General features: G+C 41.0%; 21 protein-coding genes. All 21 read right to left on the reverse strand.

The annotated features are described in order from the left end of the window. Positions 1–2 precede the first annotated feature (2 nt). Positions 3–269, reverse strand: coding sequence for a hypothetical protein (locus G593_RS0103035; RefSeq protein ID WP_029730711.1), 267 nt, complete (start codon positions 267–269; stop codon positions 3–5). A 196-nt stretch (positions 270–465) separates the two neighbouring features. Beyond that, on the reverse strand, positions 466–1,170 hold the full coding sequence (locus G593_RS0103040; RefSeq protein ID WP_049946447.1) for a ComEC/Rec2 family competence protein: 705 nt from the start codon (positions 1,168–1,170) through the stop codon (positions 466–468). Between the two features lie 4 nt (positions 1,171–1,174). Continuing rightward, positions 1,175–2,092: a GerMN domain-containing protein gene (locus G593_RS0103045; RefSeq protein ID WP_029730713.1), complete on the reverse strand. Its 918-nt coding sequence runs from the start codon at positions 2,090–2,092 to the stop codon at positions 1,175–1,177. A 14-nt stretch (positions 2,093–2,106) separates the two neighbouring features. Further along, entirely contained in the window at positions 2,107–3,573 is a 1,467-nt protein-coding gene (locus tag G593_RS0103050; RefSeq protein ID WP_005334435.1) for a sensor histidine kinase, read from the reverse strand. Beyond that, the gene (locus G593_RS0103055) at positions 3,530–4,219 is read right to left on the reverse strand and encodes a response regulator transcription factor (RefSeq protein WP_005337074.1); all 690 of its coding nucleotides are present in this window, start codon (positions 4,217–4,219) and stop codon (positions 3,530–3,532) included. Before G593_RS0103055 ends, G593_RS0103050 begins: the two co-directional genes overlap by 44 nt. A 15-nt stretch (positions 4,220–4,234) precedes the next feature. Continuing rightward, positions 4,235–4,963: a helix-hairpin-helix domain-containing protein gene (locus G593_RS0103060; RefSeq protein WP_005337073.1), complete on the reverse strand. Its 729-nt coding sequence runs from the start codon at positions 4,961–4,963 to the stop codon at positions 4,235–4,237. A gap of 125 nt (positions 4,964–5,088) precedes the next feature. Further along, positions 5,089–5,520: a DMT family transporter gene (locus G593_RS0103065; protein WP_005334438.1), complete on the reverse strand. Its 432-nt coding sequence runs from the start codon at positions 5,518–5,520 to the stop codon at positions 5,089–5,091. A 125-nt stretch (positions 5,521–5,645) separates the two neighbouring features. Beyond that, complete coding sequence (locus tag G593_RS0103070; RefSeq protein WP_029730714.1) at positions 5,646–6,839, reverse strand: aspartate aminotransferase family protein; 1,194 nt, start codon at positions 6,837–6,839, stop codon at positions 5,646–5,648. Continuing rightward, positions 6,826–7,725 (reverse strand): acetylglutamate kinase, encoded by a 900-nt coding sequence (argB, locus tag G593_RS0103075; protein WP_029730715.1) that lies wholly within the window; start codon positions 7,723–7,725, stop codon positions 6,826–6,828. The genes G593_RS0103070 and argB overlap by 14 nt, the downstream gene beginning before the upstream one ends. Positions 7,726–7,781: 56 nt before the next feature. Next, entirely contained in the window at positions 7,782–9,005 is a 1,224-nt protein-coding gene (gene argJ, locus G593_RS0103080) for a bifunctional glutamate N-acetyltransferase/amino-acid acetyltransferase ArgJ (protein ID WP_005337068.1), read from the reverse strand. Positions 9,006–9,135: 130 nt separating this feature from the next. Beyond that, a complete protein-coding gene (locus tag G593_RS0103085; RefSeq protein ID WP_005337066.1) occupies positions 9,136–9,579 on the reverse strand; it encodes a GNAT family N-acetyltransferase in 444 nt (147 codons plus the stop codon). Positions 9,580–9,603: 24 nt separating this feature from the next. After that, positions 9,604–10,644, reverse strand: a complete 1,041-nt coding sequence (argC, locus tag G593_RS0103090; RefSeq protein WP_005334447.1) for an N-acetyl-gamma-glutamyl-phosphate reductase — start codon at positions 10,642–10,644, stop codon at positions 9,604–9,606. 789 nt (positions 10,645–11,433) lie between these two features. Beyond that, entirely contained in the window at positions 11,434–12,681 is a 1,248-nt protein-coding gene (locus G593_RS0103095) for a glutamate-5-semialdehyde dehydrogenase (protein ID WP_005337064.1), read from the reverse strand. A gap of 156 nt (positions 12,682–12,837) precedes the next feature. After that, on the reverse strand, positions 12,838–14,112 hold the full coding sequence (purD, locus tag G593_RS0103100) for a phosphoribosylamine--glycine ligase (protein WP_029730716.1): 1,275 nt from the start codon (positions 14,110–14,112) through the stop codon (positions 12,838–12,840). A gap of 82 nt (positions 14,113–14,194) precedes the next feature. Continuing rightward, entirely contained in the window at positions 14,195–14,818 is a 624-nt protein-coding gene (purN, locus tag G593_RS0103105) for a phosphoribosylglycinamide formyltransferase (RefSeq protein ID WP_029730717.1), read from the reverse strand. Continuing rightward, positions 14,812–15,837: a phosphoribosylformylglycinamidine cyclo-ligase gene (purM, locus tag G593_RS0103110; RefSeq protein WP_029730718.1), complete on the reverse strand. Its 1,026-nt coding sequence runs from the start codon at positions 15,835–15,837 to the stop codon at positions 14,812–14,814. Before purM ends, purN begins: the two co-directional genes overlap by 7 nt. Before the next feature lie 48 nt (positions 15,838–15,885). Beyond that, on the reverse strand, positions 15,886–16,398 hold the full coding sequence (gene purE / locus G593_RS0103115; protein ID WP_029730719.1) for a 5-(carboxyamino)imidazole ribonucleotide mutase: 513 nt from the start codon (positions 16,396–16,398) through the stop codon (positions 15,886–15,888). A 42-nt stretch (positions 16,399–16,440) separates the two neighbouring features. Further along, positions 16,441–18,489 (reverse strand): aminopeptidase, encoded by a 2,049-nt coding sequence (locus G593_RS0103120; protein ID WP_029730720.1) that lies wholly within the window; start codon positions 18,487–18,489, stop codon positions 16,441–16,443. Continuing rightward, positions 18,490–18,837 (reverse strand): DUF6142 family protein, encoded by a 348-nt coding sequence (locus G593_RS0103125; RefSeq protein WP_005334460.1) that lies wholly within the window; start codon positions 18,835–18,837, stop codon positions 18,490–18,492. It lies immediately after the preceding gene. Further along, the gene (locus tag G593_RS0103130) at positions 18,821–19,285 is read right to left on the reverse strand and encodes a VanZ family protein (protein WP_005337052.1); all 465 of its coding nucleotides are present in this window, start codon (positions 19,283–19,285) and stop codon (positions 18,821–18,823) included. The genes G593_RS0103125 and G593_RS0103130 overlap by 17 nt, the downstream gene beginning before the upstream one ends. A 56-nt stretch (positions 19,286–19,341) precedes the next feature. Then, positions 19,342–19,494 (reverse strand): hypothetical protein, encoded by a 153-nt coding sequence (locus G593_RS20460; protein WP_005334464.1) that lies wholly within the window; start codon positions 19,492–19,494, stop codon positions 19,342–19,344. Positions 19,495–19,504: the final 10 nt, after the last annotated feature.

A 19,504-nucleotide genomic window follows, 5' to 3' on the forward strand; every position in this document is an offset into this window, starting at 1 on the left:
TACTATATTCCATTCTTTACCCTTCCTCGAATATACGAATAAAAGTTCCATATATTCGCTTTCAGTGGAAAATCTTTTCTGTATACAAATTTGGAATTATATTTTATTCCATGTCCTTGACACCACTGATAAATATCTTTCATTATTACCTGTTCTCCAGCATCAATTCGATCTGTCAAATATGATATTTTTACCATATCCTGTTCTGAATTGACATGCAAATAGAACCATACATTATAATATCGGATTGCCACAATCTTTTTTTCCATATATGTTCCTTTCGTAAAATAATATGTTTTCGCCAAATATTGTACATCTTCTGCGAAATTGTATTTAATTTCGTTAAAAAGTTTTATTATCACTTACCCCATCAGTTTTGCAAATCACTCTCAAGTGCAAAACAAGGCATAAAAGCACAATTAAAATATGTATTTTTTCCAAACTTAATGCTCACAAACGCCCATTTCAAGCCATTCTTTCGCCTATTAGAAATACCCAACACAGAAAACAGACACCGGAAATTGCCAATATATGTCCGATTCCGTTCACCTGATATAGTTTTTTTATCTCTGGGTCCATCTGGGATTTTTCTCCAAGAAGTATGGCGCTTAAAATACTGCCGTTTTTCTCTCCCGCTTCACTCAGTAATGTATTTCTACAATGTACTCGTATATTCTCCAATACATTTTGTATCCGTATTACTGTGTGGTCTGTTATTCTTAAAGTTTCACTCCATACCTTTCCGTGAATATTCTGCCTTTGATAATAGGCTTTCTGATCAAAATTCCCCGGATTACGCGCAGTTTCAAAAAAACTAAGCTTCCCTTCCGCCTCCACCTCATTTCCTATCTGTATCTTATTTTTCTTCTCATCATAAATGAGCATTCTGGATTCTTTTATTAACGATTGCTGACTTTGTTGATTTTGTTGACTCTGTTGATCTTTCTGAAAATAGACAGAACATTTTTTCAGATATAATATCTGATACTTTTCTTTTTCTTCTTTTTTATATACCTGGCCCCTGACAATCAGCCAATCATCTTTTTCTCCATATTGTTCAACAGGAGAAGGGCGAAGCTCTGACACGAACTTCGCACCTGCCCCGGCTGTCAGGATTCCGATTAAAATTGCGATCACCAGGCATAAACTGCATAGTGGTCTGTTCTTCAAATGATTAGTCCTCCACAATATCTTCCCGCTCTGTAAGCGGCTGGCTAAGATCCACCTGATCCTGATACTTAAGATTTGAATCTCCATTAACCAGAATCTGTACTTTTGATGCACTTCCTCCTCGAATTATAGAATTTACGATAGAATAAATAGTAACTTCCGGCTGTATATCTGTCATATTCAAAAATCCATTATCAAAATTCACATAACATACATCATCTTTCACAGACACACCCAAAAGTACCGTATCCATAGGAATGACCTTTTTATGAGTTTCTGCAAAAGGTCCTTTCATCAGTTCTTCTACAATCAACTTCTCTTTCAATGTATTGCTGTTGTACCGGACATGTTCTGTCTCAGTCACAAGCTTATCTCCCTCACTGTTTGCAAAATACAATTCAAGATCTACACTTTGATATGTATGAAGTGTGGAACCTATATTCTGAACAAAATATTCGTCATTCATAGCTCCGATTTCGTTACCATTCACATCACACAATGGATCCCCACCAATATATAATTTTACAGAATCAACCCCATCAATCTGTATCAGTGACTGAACCAGTGACGCACGAAAAAGAAGTTCCGGCACTTTTTTCACATTTTTATATTCCTGATTAAAAGATATCCCCAGTCGTCCATTTGTAAGTTCCCATTTTTCCACTTTTATCTTTTTGGGGAATATACTCTTTACTTCTACATCTTCTGGATTTTTCTTCAGTTCTTTTAGCATAGATTCAATCTTCTCTTCCGTAGTATCCCCTTCTATTTGAACTTTTTCCTGTTCCAGTGCCTGGGTCTGTACATTTACATAATACAGTTCATAAGTTTCCTCACCCGTATCATTTTTCTTACAGGACATAAGGAGAACCACGCATATAAGAATCCCTAACAAAGCTGTAAATTTCCTTCGTTTATTCATACTGCCTCTCCTTTCTATGACACGTAAGTCAATGGAATTTTCACTGTAAATGTTGTTCCTTTTCCCGGCTGACTGTAAACCTTAATCGCACCTCTGTGCATAACAATTGCACTTCTTGCAATCGCAAGTCCAAGTCCGGTTCCTCCGATTTCTCTGGAGTGAGACTTATCTACCCGGTAGAATCTCTCAAAAATATGATCTGTCTCCTCCGGTGCGATTCCAATGCCGGAATCAGCCACTTCAATATAAAACAACTTGTGATCTGCATTTAACGCCACATGCACCCAGCCATTTTCCTGATTATATTTAATCGCATTTTCCACCAGGTTTGTGATTGCAAGCGATAATTTCACTTCATCTACCTCCGCAGTCACCGGTCGGAAACTTTCAAACACCACCTCTATATTATTTTTTGCCGCAATTGGACGAAGCTGTTTTAATATTCTTTCCACAAGAGTATTAATGTTCACGGAAGAAATATTCATCGTATCCGCTGTTTTGTCCATTTTAACGAGAGATAGAAGATCATTAATAATCTTGTTCTCACGCTCTATTTCTTCTGACAGATCCCCCATAAACTCCTTGTACAACTCCACCGGAACATCTTCCTGTGTCAGCAATGAATCTGATAATACCTTCATAGACGTAAGTGGTGTTTTCAATTCATGAGACACATTTGACACAAATTCTGTCCTTGAATCATCCAACACCCGGAGTCTTCCCAGCATTTTATTAAATGCTTCTGTCATCTGTCTCGTCTCTGTATATGCATTTTCATGAAGCATACTTTCATCATAGCCTGCCGTTGCATTTTCCAGTGATCTGGTAATTCTGATGAATGGCCGGACCATAAGCTTACTGAATACCAGTGCTATAAGCACCCAGATGATCAGGATTACGCCTCCTACTGTTCTGACACTTGACCGAAGTTCATGAAGTGTATCTACGATCGTATCTGTGGACACACTGACTAACATAACACCCTTTACTTCATTGGTCTGTGAATCAGCAATCGGTGAAGTCACTTCAATATAGCGGTTCCCTGAATCATAATGGCTGGTTCCCTGCCCTTTTAAACACTGAATCACATCACCTGAAACAATGGTCTTTCCATCGTCCATTCCATATGTATCTTCCATAATCTGAAAATTATCATCGATCAACATCACCCGGCCATTGTAAATATTTGTCAACTGGTCGAGTTCTGTCTTTATAAATTCTGAATTTTTTCCCTTCAGGTCACTGCTGTCACCCAATTGATTGCATAGAATTGTACATTGACTCTGAATCTCGGCAGTGCGTACATTCACTGCCCTTTTTTCATAAGTACTAAGGAGTACCCCTTCAATGATCAGCACCGGAATGATCCCTGCCAGAATGATCAGGAATCCAATCTGAAACCTGAGACTCCCTAGTCTGCTTCTTTTCAAATACTTCTTAACCCCTAAAATAATAACCAACTCCCCACTTCGTATGTACATACTTCGGATCACTCGGATTCTTTTCTATCTTCTCCCGAAGTCTCCGGATATGTACATCGACAGTTCTTGCGTCACCGGGATACTCATATCCCCATACGATATTCAGAAGATTCTCTCTGCTGTAGACTTTATCCTGATTCATTGCAAGAAGCTCCAGAAGATCAAATTCCTTTGCTGTCAGATTCACTTCCCGTTCTCCGATCACAACTCTTCTTCCTTCGCAGTCAATCTTCATATCGCCTTTGACGATCTGTCTTCCTTCCGGCCGTTCCTCTGTCTGTCTTTCGGTTCTTCTCATGATTGCCTTGATTCTTGCCTTCACTTCCAGAATGTTAAATGGCTTCGTGATATAATCATCTGCACCATATTCCAGTCCGAGGATCTTGTCCATATCCTCGCCTTTTGCTGTCAGCATCACAATTGGCACATCAGAAAATTCACGTACCTGCTGACACACCTGAAATCCATCCAGTTTAGGCAGCATCACATCCAAAAGTATAATGTTATACTTATTCTCACGGATCAGTTTCAATGCTTCCTCACCGTCATAGGCACAGTCCACATCCATACCATCTTGTTCCAGACTGAACCTTATTCCCTTCACAATCAGTTTTTCATCGTCTACTACTAATACTTTTCTGCTCATTGCCAGTCTCCCCTGTCAAATCTTAATCTGATCTTTTAATTTCTGAAAGGTCCCCTTTTTGATTCCTTCTACTTCCATAAGCTCTTCTATCGAGCGGAATTCGCCATGTTCTTCCCGGTATTTTAAAATTGCCTGTGCACGCACATCACCAATTCCATTTAATGTCAGCAATTCTTCTTTTGAAGCTGTATTCAAATTAACTTTTCCGTCATCCTGCCCGGATACATTTTCCGCAGCCTGCACACTGAATGTCTCATCACTCTCAGATGCATTTCTGGTTGACGTAACTTTTCCGGAATCTACCTCTTCCTGTGACGGAACATAAATCTGCTGCCCGTCCTTTAGAAGCTCAGCCTGATTCAGATAAGAAAAAGCGGCAGTTGTAGTCATACCTCCTGCTGCCTCTATCGCTTCAAAAACTCTGCTATCCTGTTGTAATTCATAGACTCCTGGCTGATTTACATTGCCGCACACATGTACATACAGCTTCTCTGGTCTATCTTCTGTGTCAGGCACCGCATCATCTTTCTTCTTAGCAGTGTCTTCTTCCTTCACTTTTCCGACATCTTCTGTGGTATCTTCTCTTGAGTCTTCCGGTGTACTTTCCGGTTCTTCTTCCCTGACAGACACTGTCTTAAGATCTGTCTCCTGTGACTTTTTCTGGCAGCCCACACAAAATACCACGCACATAATTACAACTACGCTTCTGATAAAATACCTGTAATTCCACCTTGTCCTACTCATATGTCCTCCTTTGTAATTCTCATACAAAGTGGCTTGTACCCTCAAAATGTAAGACAGTTTTATTGTACTATCTCCATTCCAAAATTGCAACTGCGATCCGCCAAAGAGACGTAAAATCACTTCTATTATTTCCACTGAAAAATTGCAATTCCAATCAGTGCTATCCCCATGCCGATTACTTTTCTCCATTCCAGAGGTTCTTTATCAACCCCAAACAATCCGAGAAGTTCAATCCCATAAGCTACGATCAACTGTGCGATAACGATCAGTAATGCTGCTTTTGCCGGGCCAAGCTGGTTCATTGCCCGAATTACTGTAAGTGTAATTCCAGCTCCGATCACTCCTCCCAAAAGCAGATATCTGGGCTCTACTTTCATAAGTACCATCGGATTATCTCTACCTGCAATCAGCCAGGCAATCAGACAGACGGCAAATGCAGTAAGCTGCACCCATGCATTGCCAACCCACATACCTGTCGTCTTGGTAACTTCTGTATTAAAAACACCTTGTATACTCATCAATGCCCCTGATAAAAGAGCAATAAAAAAACCAACCATTGTGATACCTCCTTACCTGTCGTAATTAGTATATCCGTGCGTCGGTTTTTATATTCCTTTTTATAAATGCCAGATACATTTCATGATGCCTGCGGATTGCTCCACATTTTTTCACTCTGCTATTATTACAGAACCTTTTTCAAAATCTCCAGCATCTCATCTACATGCTCTTTTTCAATCACAAGTGGCGGAACCAGGCGAAGTACATTTCCCTTTGCACTGATAATAAGAAGTCCTTCTTTCAGTGCCTCCGAGCTAATCTCTCCTACCGGCTTCTTAACCTTAATCCCCTGGATAAGTCCAATTCCTCGTCTCTCCAGAACTGCGTCATTTGCTGCAACAAGTTCATCCAGCTTTTCTGTCAGATACGCGCCAATCTCACGCACATGAGCTGTGAGATCGTATTTTTCAAATAACTCCAGCGTCTTGGCAACTGCCGCACACGCCAGCGGATTTCCACCGTAAGTTGTTCCGTGATCTCCCGGCTCAAGAGAATATTCTGCCACTTCTTTTGTCATGGCAAATGCTCCTACCGGAACTCCATTTCCAATTGCTTTTGCCATCGTCATGATGTCCGGTTTTACACCATATCCCTGCCATGCAAACATAGAACCTGTACGTCCCATACCACACTGAATCTCGTCACAAATCAGAAGAATTCCTTCTTCATCACAAATCTGGCGGAGTCCTTTCATAAATTCATCAGTAGCCGGAGTGATTCCGCCTTCCCCCTGAAGAGCTTCCAGAATAATTGCGCATGTCTTATCACTTACCAGTGCTTTTACACTGTCAAGGTCATTGTATTTTGCAAATTTCACGCCCGGTATCAATGGCTCAAATGGCGTTCTGTAATGCTCTGTTCCGGTAACAGACAATGCTCCCATACTTCTTCCATGAAAAGAATCCTCCATAGCAATGAACTCATAACGTCCGGTACCTTTTTTGTAAGCATATTTTCTGGCAGCTTTTAATGCACCTTCAATTGCCTCCGTACCACTGTTAGTAAAAAATACTTTATCCATCTCACATGCTTTCAAAAGTGCTTTTGCTGCTTTTCCGCACGTTGTATTATAGTATAAATTCGAAGTATGTGTCAGAAGATCGATCTGATTTTTTAATGCCGTCTTATACTCTTCATTACTGTATCCAAGTCCACATACCGCAATTCCTGCCGCAAAATCCAGATACTTCTTTCCTTCTGTATCATAAAGATAAACACCCTCACCATGATCTAAGACAACCGGAAAACGGTTATATGTATGGACCAGTTCTGAGCTTGTCTCTTCCATATATGTATTTGTCTGATTATTCTCCATCATAATACCTTCTCTCACTGTCATTTAAAATAGCTGTACCAATTCCTTTGTTTGTAAAGATTTCAAGCAGCAGGCAGTGTGGAATTCTTCCATCCAGAATATGAACCCTGGATACCCCACTCTCAATAGCCTCGATACAGTTGTTGATCTTCGGAAGCATTCCGCCGCCGATATATCCATCTCCCACCAGCTTATGAGCCTCTGATACTGTCAGTTCAGAAATCAATGTGGATGGGTCCTGTGGATCCTTATAGACTCCTTCAATATCTGTCAGAAATGCAAGCTTCTCTGCTTTCATAGCTTTTGCAATCGCACATGCTGCATCATCTGCATTAATATTGTATGTATTGTTGTCATCGTCCAGTCCTACCGGGCAAATGATTGGAAGGAAATCTTTTTCCAGAAGATCGTAAAGAATATCTGCATTTACATTTGTCACATCACCGACAAATCCGATATCTTCACCATTTGCATATTTTTTCTTTACAGAGAGAAGTCTTCCGTCTTTTCCACTGATGCCGATCGCGCGGACTCCCAGGCTCTCTACAAGCTGAACAAGACTTTTATTTACCTTGCCCAGAACCATCTCAGCCAGCTCCATAGTTGCCTCATCGGTCACACGAAGTCCATTCTTAAATTCCGGTTTCATACCAACTTTTCCAACCCAGCGGCTGATTTCCTTACCGCCGCCATGAACAATGATCGGTTTGAAGCCTACCAGTTTCAAAAGTGTGACGTCCTGAATGACTCTTGCTTTGAGTTCCTCGTCAACCATGGCACTTCCACCATATTTTACTACGATAATCTTACGGTTAAAACGCTGGATATATGGAAGCGCCTCAATCAGTACTTCTGCTTTATCCAAATATTGCTGCATATCTTTATTCATGTCCAAAAACTTCCCTTCTGTCGTCCAACTACTAGTTTCTAGCAATTATCTGTACTTTAACTTCTGTAATCTGCGTTAATATTGATATATTCATGTGTCAGATCACAGCCCCATGCGGTCGCACTGTAATCGCCCATTTTGATATCTGCCGTTGCTGTGATCTCAGGCTCAGATAAAATCTTTGTGGCTGCTTCTTCACTATAATCTGTTGCCACACCATTTTCAATAATCTGAAGCTTTCCAGCCTTACTTTCAAAGAACAGATCCACCTTTTCCGGATCAAACTGTACACCGGAATATCCCATTGCACAGAGAATTCTTCCCCAGTTTGCATCATGTCCGGCAATTGCAGCCTTTGTAAGATTGGAGCATACAACTGATTTTGCAAGTGTCTTTGCCTGCTTTATACTCTCTGCTCCTACGACTTTCACCTCAAATAAAGCAGTCGCTCCTTCTCCATCTCCTGCCATTTTCTTGGCAAGTGTCTCGTTGACCATGTGAAGTGCCTCTTTAAATGTCTCATACTCCGGACTTGCGTAAGTGATCTCCTGATTGCCTGCCAGACCATTTGCAAGAAGAATTGCTGTATCATTGGTAGATGTATCTCCATCTACAGAAATCATGTTATAAGTATCTTCTACGTCTTCACTCAGCGCCTTCTGCAGTGCCTCTTTTGTAATTGCGGCATCTGTTGTGATAAATGCAAGCATCGTGCACATATTCGGGTGGATCATACCGGAACCTTTGGACATCCCTCCGATTGTGACTGTCTTGCCGCCAATCTCTATCTCAACTGCCATCTCTTTTTCTACTGTATCAGTCGTCATGATTGCAAGAGCTGCATCGTGTCCGCTCTGTAGACCTTCTGCTTTCTTTCCTGCCAGCACCTGGATTCCGTCCACCAATTTCTGCATCGGAAGCTGCATTCCGATGACTCCTGTGGAACCAACCAGGACACCTGCTGCGTCAATATTAAGCGCTTTCGCTGCTGCTTCGGCTGTCTCTTTGCAATATCCCATGCCTTCTTCACCGGTACATGCATTGGCAATTCCTGAGTTTACAACAACTGCCTGCACGCCTGCGCCACTGTCTACTATCTGGCGATCCCATTTAACCGGGGCTGCCTTTACAACATTTGTTGTAAAGGTTCCTGCAGATACACAAGGCACCTGGCTATAGATCAATGCCATGTCGGTACGTCCCTGATATTTAATCCCTGCGGCTGTACTTGCAGCCTCATATCCCTTCGCAGCTGTTACGCCGCCTTTTATCTGTTTCATATATTCCTCCTGAAGTTTCCTTCTATTTATTCACTTATTTTACAAAGCTTTTTCTTCATATTCAAGAATGCCTCGACATTCTTATGATGCCTGCAGATTGCTCTGCACTTCGCACTTGCCTCATTCTCAGTTACTGAATAAATGCAGTGATATTCGCCTCATTTAATATAAAGTCGTAATAATTCAAATCTTCCCGCTTCTTCCAGCCAATCTCTTTCCAGAATGCATTTCCTATATCATTCTTTGTAAATGCAATTAAAGAAACGTTGTTGATTCCTTCTGTTTTTAGTGCTTCCATTGCAAATACAACCATTGCTTTTCCGATTCCGCGCATGCGGTATGCTTCATCCACACAGACATGATAGAGACACCCTCGTCTTCCATCATGTCCACATAAAATAGCACCAACAATCTTATCATCTTCAACTGCCACCACACTCGTTGTTGGATTTCTCTTTAAGAAGCGCTCCACACCTTCTTTTGAATCATCCACACTTCGAATTCCAAAACCATGTATTTTCATCCAAAGATCATGCACCTGTTCATAATCTTCAATTGTCATTGTTCGTATCATTTTATTTCTCCCCTCAGATTTGTTCTATGGGAACATCGGAACAAGTTCCAGTCCTTCGCTTTCCGGAAGTCCGAAAAGAAGGTTCATATTCTGAACCGCCTGTCCAGCTGCACCTTTTACAAGGTTATCGATGGCTCCCATCATAACAATACGGTTCGTTCTTGGATCCAATTTGAATCCGATATCTACATAATTGCTGCCTTCTACCCATTTTGTCTCCGGACATACGCCTTCACCAAGCACACGCACAAACTTCTCGTCTGCATAATATTTATCATAAATTGCTTTTACTTCTTCACCTGTTACATCTTTTTTCAATGTAGCATACTCTGTTGCCAGTATTCCACGATTCATCGGAACAAGATGTGGTGTGAAACTGATGGTCACATTTTCACCTGACGCATATCCAAGCTGTTCTTCAATCTCCGGTGTATGTCTGTGAGATGCTACACCGTAAGCTTTCATGTTCTCATTGACTTCACAGAAAAGATTTGGAACCTTTGCTCCTCTTCCTGCTCCGGAAGTACCGGATTTCGCATCTACAATGAGTGTCCTCATATCAATGATCCCTTCTTTTGCCAGCGGATATGCTGTCAGAATAGAGCAAGTTGTATAGCAGCCCGGATTAGCGATCAGTCTTGCGCCTTTTACTTTATCACGGTTCACTTCGCAAAGTCCATAAACAGCTTCTTCAATAAATTGCGGACTCTTGTGCTCGATACCATACCATTTTTCATATACCTTAACATCTTTGATACGGAAATCTGCACTTAAATCTACAATTTTTGTCTTGCCTAAAATATTCTCGTTAATGACAGAAGCCAGAAATCCCTGAGGAGTCGCTGTAAAAATCACATCTACCTGATCTGCCAATGCTTCGATATTGTCATCCATGCATTTTGCATCTACAATCTGAAACATATTGCGATATACATCTGCATACTTCTGATCAATATAGCTTCTTGAGCCATACCACACAATTTCTGCCTCCTTATGTCCCATTAAAATACGAACGAGTTCTCCACCTGCATAGCCTGTGGCTCCGATGATTCCTACTTTTATCATTTTTGTACCTTCCTTATATTGTAAAATCTAAAACTATCTAAGGTATGTGACAGCTAATTGCAGACACAACCAGTTTTTTTCGCCCGTTGTGCCGCTTATCTCTGACTTCTTCCGCAAACTCGCCAAAAGGTGGCTCAAACAGTGCTTCAGAAGTCAGGCTATGCTCACGGGCTTACCAAAAAACTGATTGACTGTCTGAAATCAGCTCTCACATACCAATTATACTTTTACTACTTAAATATGGCGTCAAAACCAGGGGCGTTCCACCTTACCTTTACCGGATAAAATGAGCTGGTTCTTTCCCCGTTGCTTTGTTGACCAAAGTATCATTATGCTCCATCTTTACTTTGTTGGTCAAACTATCATTGTATACACTTCAAGCTATGTGCATGATTATACAACTTATATGTATAATATTCAAGTGTTCATGCATAACTTTTTAATATTATGCATATTATCCAATCTCATGAATACTTTTGCACAATTTCACAGCATATTTTAATCTTTACTCTTTATCCTTCTACCTGTAAAAGTGCGACATATGATAAACTTTCGTCCCCAAGTCTACCTCTTAATTCTCTCTAAGAAACTTGCAAAATTCGTAGAACTCCATATTTGCTATCGAAAGTATTATGACCGTCCGACTTTGCATTATGGAGACAAGACTGTAAAAATCATGGTAGCCTTTGCTGACATGATTTTTGTTCTGTCAGGCTTGTCGGAATGCTTTGTGCAACGGAGTGACGGCTCAAATACTTTCGTAAGCAAATTCATAGTTTTTTCTGTTTCTTACGGGCGAATCTGTCCATCTCCAAAAATCACATACTTTGTCGTAGTGAGTGCTTCTAATCCCATTGGTCCTCTTGCATGCAATTTCTGTGTGCTGATTCCTATCTCTGCTCCGAATCCGAATTCAAATCCGTCCGTAAATCTGGTCGATGCGTTGACATAAACAGCTGCCGCGTCAATCTCGTCCTGGAATTTTAGTGCATTTGTATAATCTTTTGTAATAATGGACTCGGAATGTCCGGTATTGTATTTGTTAATATGTGCAATTGCCTCTTCTATGGAAGAAACAATCTTCATGGAAATGATCGCATCCAGATACTCTGTGCCCCAGTCTTCTTCTGTTGCCGTCACAATCTCCGGTACAATCTTGCGAGCACACTCATCCCCCCGGATTTCTACGCCTTTTTCACAAAGCGCTTTATAAATAACCGGAATGGCCTGTTCTGCGATTTTTTCATGAACCACAAGTGATTCACATGCATTGCATACGCCGAGACGCTGTGTCTTTGCATTGACAACAATCGGGACTGCCATGTCAAGGTCTGCAGTCTCGTCCACAAAAATGTGACAGTTTCCGGTTCCTGTCTCAATAACCGGGACCGTACTGTTCTGCACTACATTTGCAATGAGTCCTGCTCCTCCTCTTGGTATCAATACATCAATATATTTATTTAGCTTCATCATTTGATTGACAACTGCACGATCTGTATTTTCAACAAGAAGAATCGCATCCTCTGGAAGATTACATTTTTTCAAACCTTCCCGAATCGCCTTTGTCACGGCAAGATTGGAATGGATTGCATCAGAACCTCCACGTAGGATTACAACATTTCCTGTCTTAAAGCAAAGTCCAAAAGCATCTGCCGTTACGTTCGGGCGCGATTCATAAATGATTCCGACTACCCCAAGTGGAACCACTCTTTTTCCAATACGAAGGCCATTCGGTCTGACCTTTTCCCACAATGTTGCACCAATTGGATCTTCCAAATCAGCAATCTGTCTGAGACCTTCAGCCATTCCGGCAATTCTTTCTTCCGTCAGGCGAAGACGGTCAATCAGAGATGCTTTCATACCGTCTTTCTTAGCTTTTTCAATATCCTTTTCATTTTCTGCCATAAGATAGCTTTTCTGATTTTCCAGTTCTTCCGCTACTCTTCGAAGTCCTTCATTTTTCTGATTTTGGGAAAGATGCTGAACCTGTGCAGAAACTGATTTTGCACGCTTTCCAATCTCGTGTATGTAATCCATATGACGCCCTCCTGCTTCTATTGTACTTGTTCTTTTTAACAAAATGCCTTTTCCTATACGAAAATAGACAAGACTTACATCTTGTCTATTTTATCTTATCCTTTTGAAATGATTTGTCAAGTTTTTACTTCCAGTCAAACTTCCGATAATAGTAAACTAAGCTTCATCAATAGCTTTTCCAATATCATGTCTCATATACTTATTGTCAAATTTTACCCATTCTGTTGCTGCATAAGCATTAGCTCTCGCTTCTTTCAAGTTCTTTCCTTTTGCTGTCACACCAAGGACACGGCCTCCGTTTGTAACGATCTGGTCTCCGTCAAATTTTGTTCCGGCATGGAAGCAATAGTAACCATCGTGTTTATCAAATTCCTCCAATCCTGTGATTGGCAGGCCTTTGTCATATTTTACCGGATATCCGTCACTTGCAAGCACGACACACACTGCTGCATTGTCTTCGAACTGAAGGTCAATCTGATCCAATGTTCCATCAATGCAGGCTTCCATGACTTCAATAATATCATTCTTCATTCTTGGAAGTACGACCTGAGCCTCCGGATCTCCAAATCTGGCATTATACTCCAGTACTTTCGGTCCGTCTGGTGTCAGCATGAGTCCGAAGAAAATAATTCCTTTGAATGGGCGGCCTTCTGCTTTCATGGCATCGACTGTTGCCTGATATACATATTTGTTGCAGAAATCTTCAACTTCCTTTGTATAAAATGGACTTGGTGAAAATGTTCCCATTCCTCCAGTGTTGAGTCCAGTATCTCCATCTCCGGCACGCTTGTGATCCTGAGCACTTGTCATGGTCTTAATTGTGTTGCCATCTACAAAAGAAAGTACGGAAACTTCACGACCTGTCATAAATTCTTCAATGACCATCTCATTTCCTGCAGAACCGAATTTCTTATCCATCATAATCTCTTTGACACCATCTTTTGCTTCCTCCAGTGTATTGCAGATCAAAACTCCTTTCCCAAGAGCCAGTCCATCTGCTTTTAATACAATTGGAAATTTTGCCTCTGTCTCCAGATACTTAATTGCCGCATCCGGATCTGTAAAATTCTCATATGCTGCAGTTGGGATATTGTATTTTTTCATTAAATCTTTTGAAAATGCTTTGGAGCCTTCCAGAATTGCTGCATTTTTCTTTGGACCGAATGCACGAATCCCTGCTTTTTCCAGTTCATCTACAAGGCCACCTACAAGCGGATCGTCCATTCCTACAATTACAAGATCTACTTCTTTTTCCTTAGCAAAGGCTACAATCTTATCGAACTCCATCGCTCCGATAGGTGCACATTCTGCCAGTGCTGCAATTCCGGCATTTCCCGGTGTACAGTAAATCTTATCGACCTTCTCACTCTTTGCAACACTTTGTGCAATTGCATGCTCTCTTCCGCCGCCACCTACGATTAATACTTTCATTTTATTCCCTCCTGCTGCTTTTACGATATAGGTTTTCATGCATCAAAACGAACTGCAAGTTTCCCCACAGTTCGTATTCTTACTATACAATATGAGTTCTTCCATCCTCTACTTTTACTTTTCCATTTGCGATCAAGTCAATTGCTTTCGGAAGTATCTTCCACTCTGCCTGCTCCATGACACGTCTCTGCAATACTTCCGGTGTATCTCCTTCTTCAACTTCCACTGCCTTCTGTAAAATAATCGGACCGGTGTCTGTTCCTTCATCTACAAAATGAACCGTCGCGCCCACAACTTTGACTCCTCTTGCGAGTGCTGCCTCATGAACTTTCAATCCATAATAGCCTGTTCCGCAAAATGACGGAATGAGAGACGGATGGATATTAATGATGCGATTGCGGTATTTTGCAATCATTTCTGGCGGAATCACTACAAGGAATCCTGCCAGCACAATCAGATCTGGATTCAGTTCATCCATCTTCTCCAGAAATTTCTGATTGAATGTTGCTCTGTTGGCATAATCTTTTGGGGAAATGCAGCAATTTGCAATTCCATGTTTTTTAGCCCGCTCAAGTGCATATGCATTTTTATTATTGCTGATCACGCCTGCAATCTTCGTATTCGTAATTGTCCCATTTTCCACCGCATCAATAATAGCCTGAAGATTCGTTCCGCCACCAGATACAAGAACTACTACATTTAACATAATGTAACTCCCTTTTCTCCGGCCTCAATATGACCAATCACATACGGTTTGTCTCCTGTTGCTTTAATTGCTTCCATAGTCTTATCTACATCAGCCGGATCAACTGCAACAATCATTCCGATACCCATGTTGTATGTATTATACATCGCATGCTCATCAACATTTCCTTCTTTTGCAAGTTTTGTGAAGATTGGCGGGATTGGATAGCTGTCTTTTTTCACCACTGCTCTCACACCGTCGATTAACATTCTTGGAATATTCTCGTAGAATCCACCACCAGTAATATGACTGCATGCCTTTACAGTCACACCGGCATTCTTAATGCTCTTTAATGCTTTTACATAAATTCTGGTCGGAGCAAGAAGTGCCTCGCCAAGTGTTGTTCCAAGATCATCATAATATGTGTCCAGAGACTCTTTTGTCATGTCAAATACTTTTCTTACAAGAGAAAATCCATTGCTGTGTACTCCTGTAGATGCCATACCGATCAGAACATCTCCGTCTTTTAAATTCTCACCTGTAATCATATCCTTCTTATCACATACACCAACTGCAAATCCTGCCAGATCATACTCATCCTCCGGCATCAGTCCCGGATGTTCCGCAGTCTCGCCACCGATCAGTGCTGCTTCTGACTGGATACAGCCTTCTGCCACACCACTTACGATAGAAGCAATTTTCTCTGGGCAATTCTTTCCGCATGCAATATAATCCAGGAAGAATAATGGTTCTCCACCTGCACAAGCGATATCATTTACACACATTGCAACTGCATCAATTCCGATGGTATCATGCTTGTCCATGATCATAGCCAGTTTTACTTTTGTTCCACATCCGTCTGTTCCTGAAAGAAGAACCGGCTCTTCCATTTCTTTAATCTTTGCAAGAGAAAATGCACCGGAAAATCCACCAAGACCGCCAAGTACTTCTTCGCGCATAGTTTTCTTTACATGCTCTTTCATAAGTTCTACTGATTTGTAACCAGCCTCGATATCCACACCTGCATTCTTATAATCCATAACTCGTCTCCTTATGTACGTTTATTGTATTTTTATTTACTGATCTTTTTACTTAGATGCCAGATATGCCTCATATCCAACTTCATCTAATTTTGCTGCTTTTGCTTTCACTGCCTCTTTCTGTCCGGTTGTATAATCTTTTAACTTCTGAAGTAATGCCTCATCGGAAGCTGCAAGGATCTTTGCCGCAAGAATCGCTGCATTCTTTGCTCCGTCAATTGCTACTGTTGCTACCGGAACTCCCGGTGGCATCTGCATAATAGAAAAGACTGCGTCCATTCCGTCCAGATTCTTTCCCGAAAGCGGAACCCCGATAACCGGAAGGGCAAACAATGCTGCACACATTCCCGGAAGGGCCGCTGCCATTCCAGCTCCCGCGATCATAACTTTCATTCCGCGTCCTTCTGCACTGCGTGTCCACTCAATCAGTTCATCCGGCTCACGGTGTGCGGAGATGATTGTCATCTCATAATCAATTCCTAATTCTTCCAGCATAACTGCTGCTTTGCTCATGACCTTAAGGTCTGAGTCGCTTCCCATTATAATTCCTACTCTTGGCATAGCATTCACCCTTTCTTATAAGTTCAACAAATAAATCATACCCTATTTATTAGAATTTTTCAATGGTTCATTTAAAATCTCTGTACCCGGAAGCACAAATATTCCGTCACGGATAATTTCTATCTCTTTTCCATCCGCGCATTCTACGGTAATACTCTTCAATTCTTCATAAGGAATCGTAATATCCGTATGACAATGGAAATATGCTGCTGAGACGTCTTCTTTTCTCTGAATGGATACCGAATTATCTCTTGCCACAATTTCTTTGCCATTTGGATTGTAAACTTTTATGTCCTCTGCCCAGCTATAGCATGTGTCACCAACTGCAAAATGCGGTCCCATTTTCTCGGCGATCAGAATTGGCATCTTATCGGCAATATTGTATTTCTTCGCTGCTACATACGCAGTCGTGTTCGTACCGATTGCAAATTCGCCAAGCGGCAATGTCGGGTGACGATAAAGAACATTATCTAAAAAGTATTCTTTATTCTCCAGTTCATGTTCAAAGTTCTTGCAGCTGTAATCTGCTACCATTCCATTTGAAAACGTTACTTCCAGATCTTTGTATAATAGTTCATTCAGGTAAACCTGACTTACATGAAGAACCCCGTTCGTTCCTTCCAGAACCGGTGATGTAAAAACTTCTCCCACTGGGATGTTAACATCTGCCACGCAGTTTTCAAAAATCGTCTCCTTCTTTGGATCTTTCAATTTATAAAGCTGCACCCGAAGATCTGTATGGTTACCGTTGTTTCCAAGAATGTGCACACTTGTTCCCTGATCTAATGCATCAATAATGGTCTGTTGAACCTTCTCATAAACTTTTGCATCTAATGTATTGATCTTGATAATCTCATCAAAAATCTCTTCGTACTGATCTCCAATCTCCGGAACAGGATACGCTACGATTGTGAAACTTCTCTCGTCTCCCGGAATATAGCTATTTACAATCTGACTGGATTTACTGTCATATTCAAGCGAGATTTCCTTCTGCTTATCATTAAGTTTTACCGCCTCTGATTTTGACACTGGTGTAAATGGTTCCTCGCCAAATGTCTCCATGCATGCCGGACCTGCATGACGTCTTGCCAGGTCTTTATACTGTTCGTAAGTTGTCCGCATGACTTCCAGCTTCCGTTCCATGAATTGACGATCTAAGATCAGTGCCTGATCGTCCTTGTGGTCATACTCGTACTGCTTATTTGCAATACCTCCGTAATATCCGATTTTCAAATGTTGCCTCTTTGTAAGGACACTGACACCGGCACGGTAAATCGTCGGCTTTAGTCCCATTTTTCGAAAATTCTCAATAGCAATCCGAATCACCCGCTCGAACCCAAGCGTATAGCGAATATTGACTGTTGCTTTCTTTGACAGATTCTTGCCTGTATTTACAAATCCAATCCGGTAACCTTCTGTATACACATCTGCCATTTTCTGTATTGTCTCAAGTGGCAGCTCATTCAGGTGCATGGCAGTGCGCTTCTCGTTTTCACTGACATACTCTCCGTAATAATAGAGATAACGCACATCATTAAAATCACTGTTCATAATCAGATCCGCAGCAAAATTATCTTCCGGGTCAATCTGTTCTTTGATGCGGTCTGCCAAAAATACGTCACAATAATCGCTGGCATACCAATAAATCGTCTGTCTCACATGCTCATATTCCGGCTCGTTTTCTTCCTCAAACTGATTATAAACTTCAATGAATAATTCAAACAAAATATCTAGATATTCTGTTTTCTTTTCAAATGCATATGGAATCACACCACGAAGTTCTGTATATAGAAAACTCAAAAGCCGGCCGTATTCTATGCCGAATTTTTCTGTTGCAAATGCCGGATTGGCATAACTTGTCTTATAATGCTCTCCAAGCACGTCATCATACAAATGTGTATTCCAACACTCTAATTCTTCAATTGAAAACTTATAATACTCACCATTTTCAATTTTTTCTTTTAATTTATCAACTAAAAGTGCAAAATCAGCCAGTGTCCGGAAATAATCCCGGTATTTTTCACTGACTGTATTTTCACCCTTTATATTCTCAATTCTCTCGATTGCTAATTCATATCTCATCTCTGTCATCTACACAAGCCCCCTGATAAATATTGCTGCAACTCCTGCAAGAACCAATCCATTGACCCCGATTCCGACTTTGCAGGTTATGTATTTCTTATCTCGTTCATTCAGACCCCGAAGTCCGAGTCTGAATCCATAAACTGCCAGTGCAAGCAGTGCAAAACAAAGAAATCCTACGATTATATTTACATTTCCCTTCATCAGAAATGACACAAGAATCATCACAATTAAAATCACTGCACAAAGCACAGCCATCATGCAGGATTGGATTCCCTTTCTCGCATGTTTCAAAGTCTTCTGGCCATATTTTGTATTTACACGTCTGCTTCGTTTTTTCTTATCTTTTCCGAACATGTCTCCTCCTTATTGCTACACAGATCACAAATATAATATGACCTGCCACTCCTCCGATCGTGTTGAGTAGAATATCATCTACGTCGAAACTTCCGACTTTCGTAAGAAGCTGAAATATTTCTACACACAAGCTTAATCCAAAGCTCCAGAACAGTGTAGCAAAACAGCTACGATATTTGCTTGCCATAGGTAAAAAGAACCCGAATGGTATAAATATAATTACATTTCCAAACAGGTTCGTGAACATGGCAAAAAATCCCAATTGATGCCGGTACTGCCAAAATCTCTTGATTTCTTTGAACAGGACGAGATTATAATGGTATTCCTGCATCTCGCCCGTTCTGCCATACCAGTCGGAAAATATAAGAAAATATATCAGGAACCCGATGTAAAGGACAAATAATACTTTTCCAAGTCCTCTGAGTGCCTTTCTTTTTCTGGAATTCAAAAATATTGCTTCCTTTCCGTCCAATCAAATGTCTTATTCTCTGATCTTATCAGATTTTAAAACGTAAGTCCTTTTTTGTCTTTTAATAACTTTGCTCCGCTGACAATGGAGATAATTCCTGCAGCCACGCCTGTGACCATCACAATAATCCCGACTGTGATTCCGGCCGCACCTGCAAGGCTCATTGTCTTATATGCCTTCTCGTTCATATTATCCTCT

Origin of the sequence: Dorea sp. AGR2135, assembly GCF_000420885.1 — a bacterium.
GTDB lineage: Bacteria > Bacillota > Clostridia > Lachnospirales > Lachnospiraceae > Dorea > Dorea formicigenerans.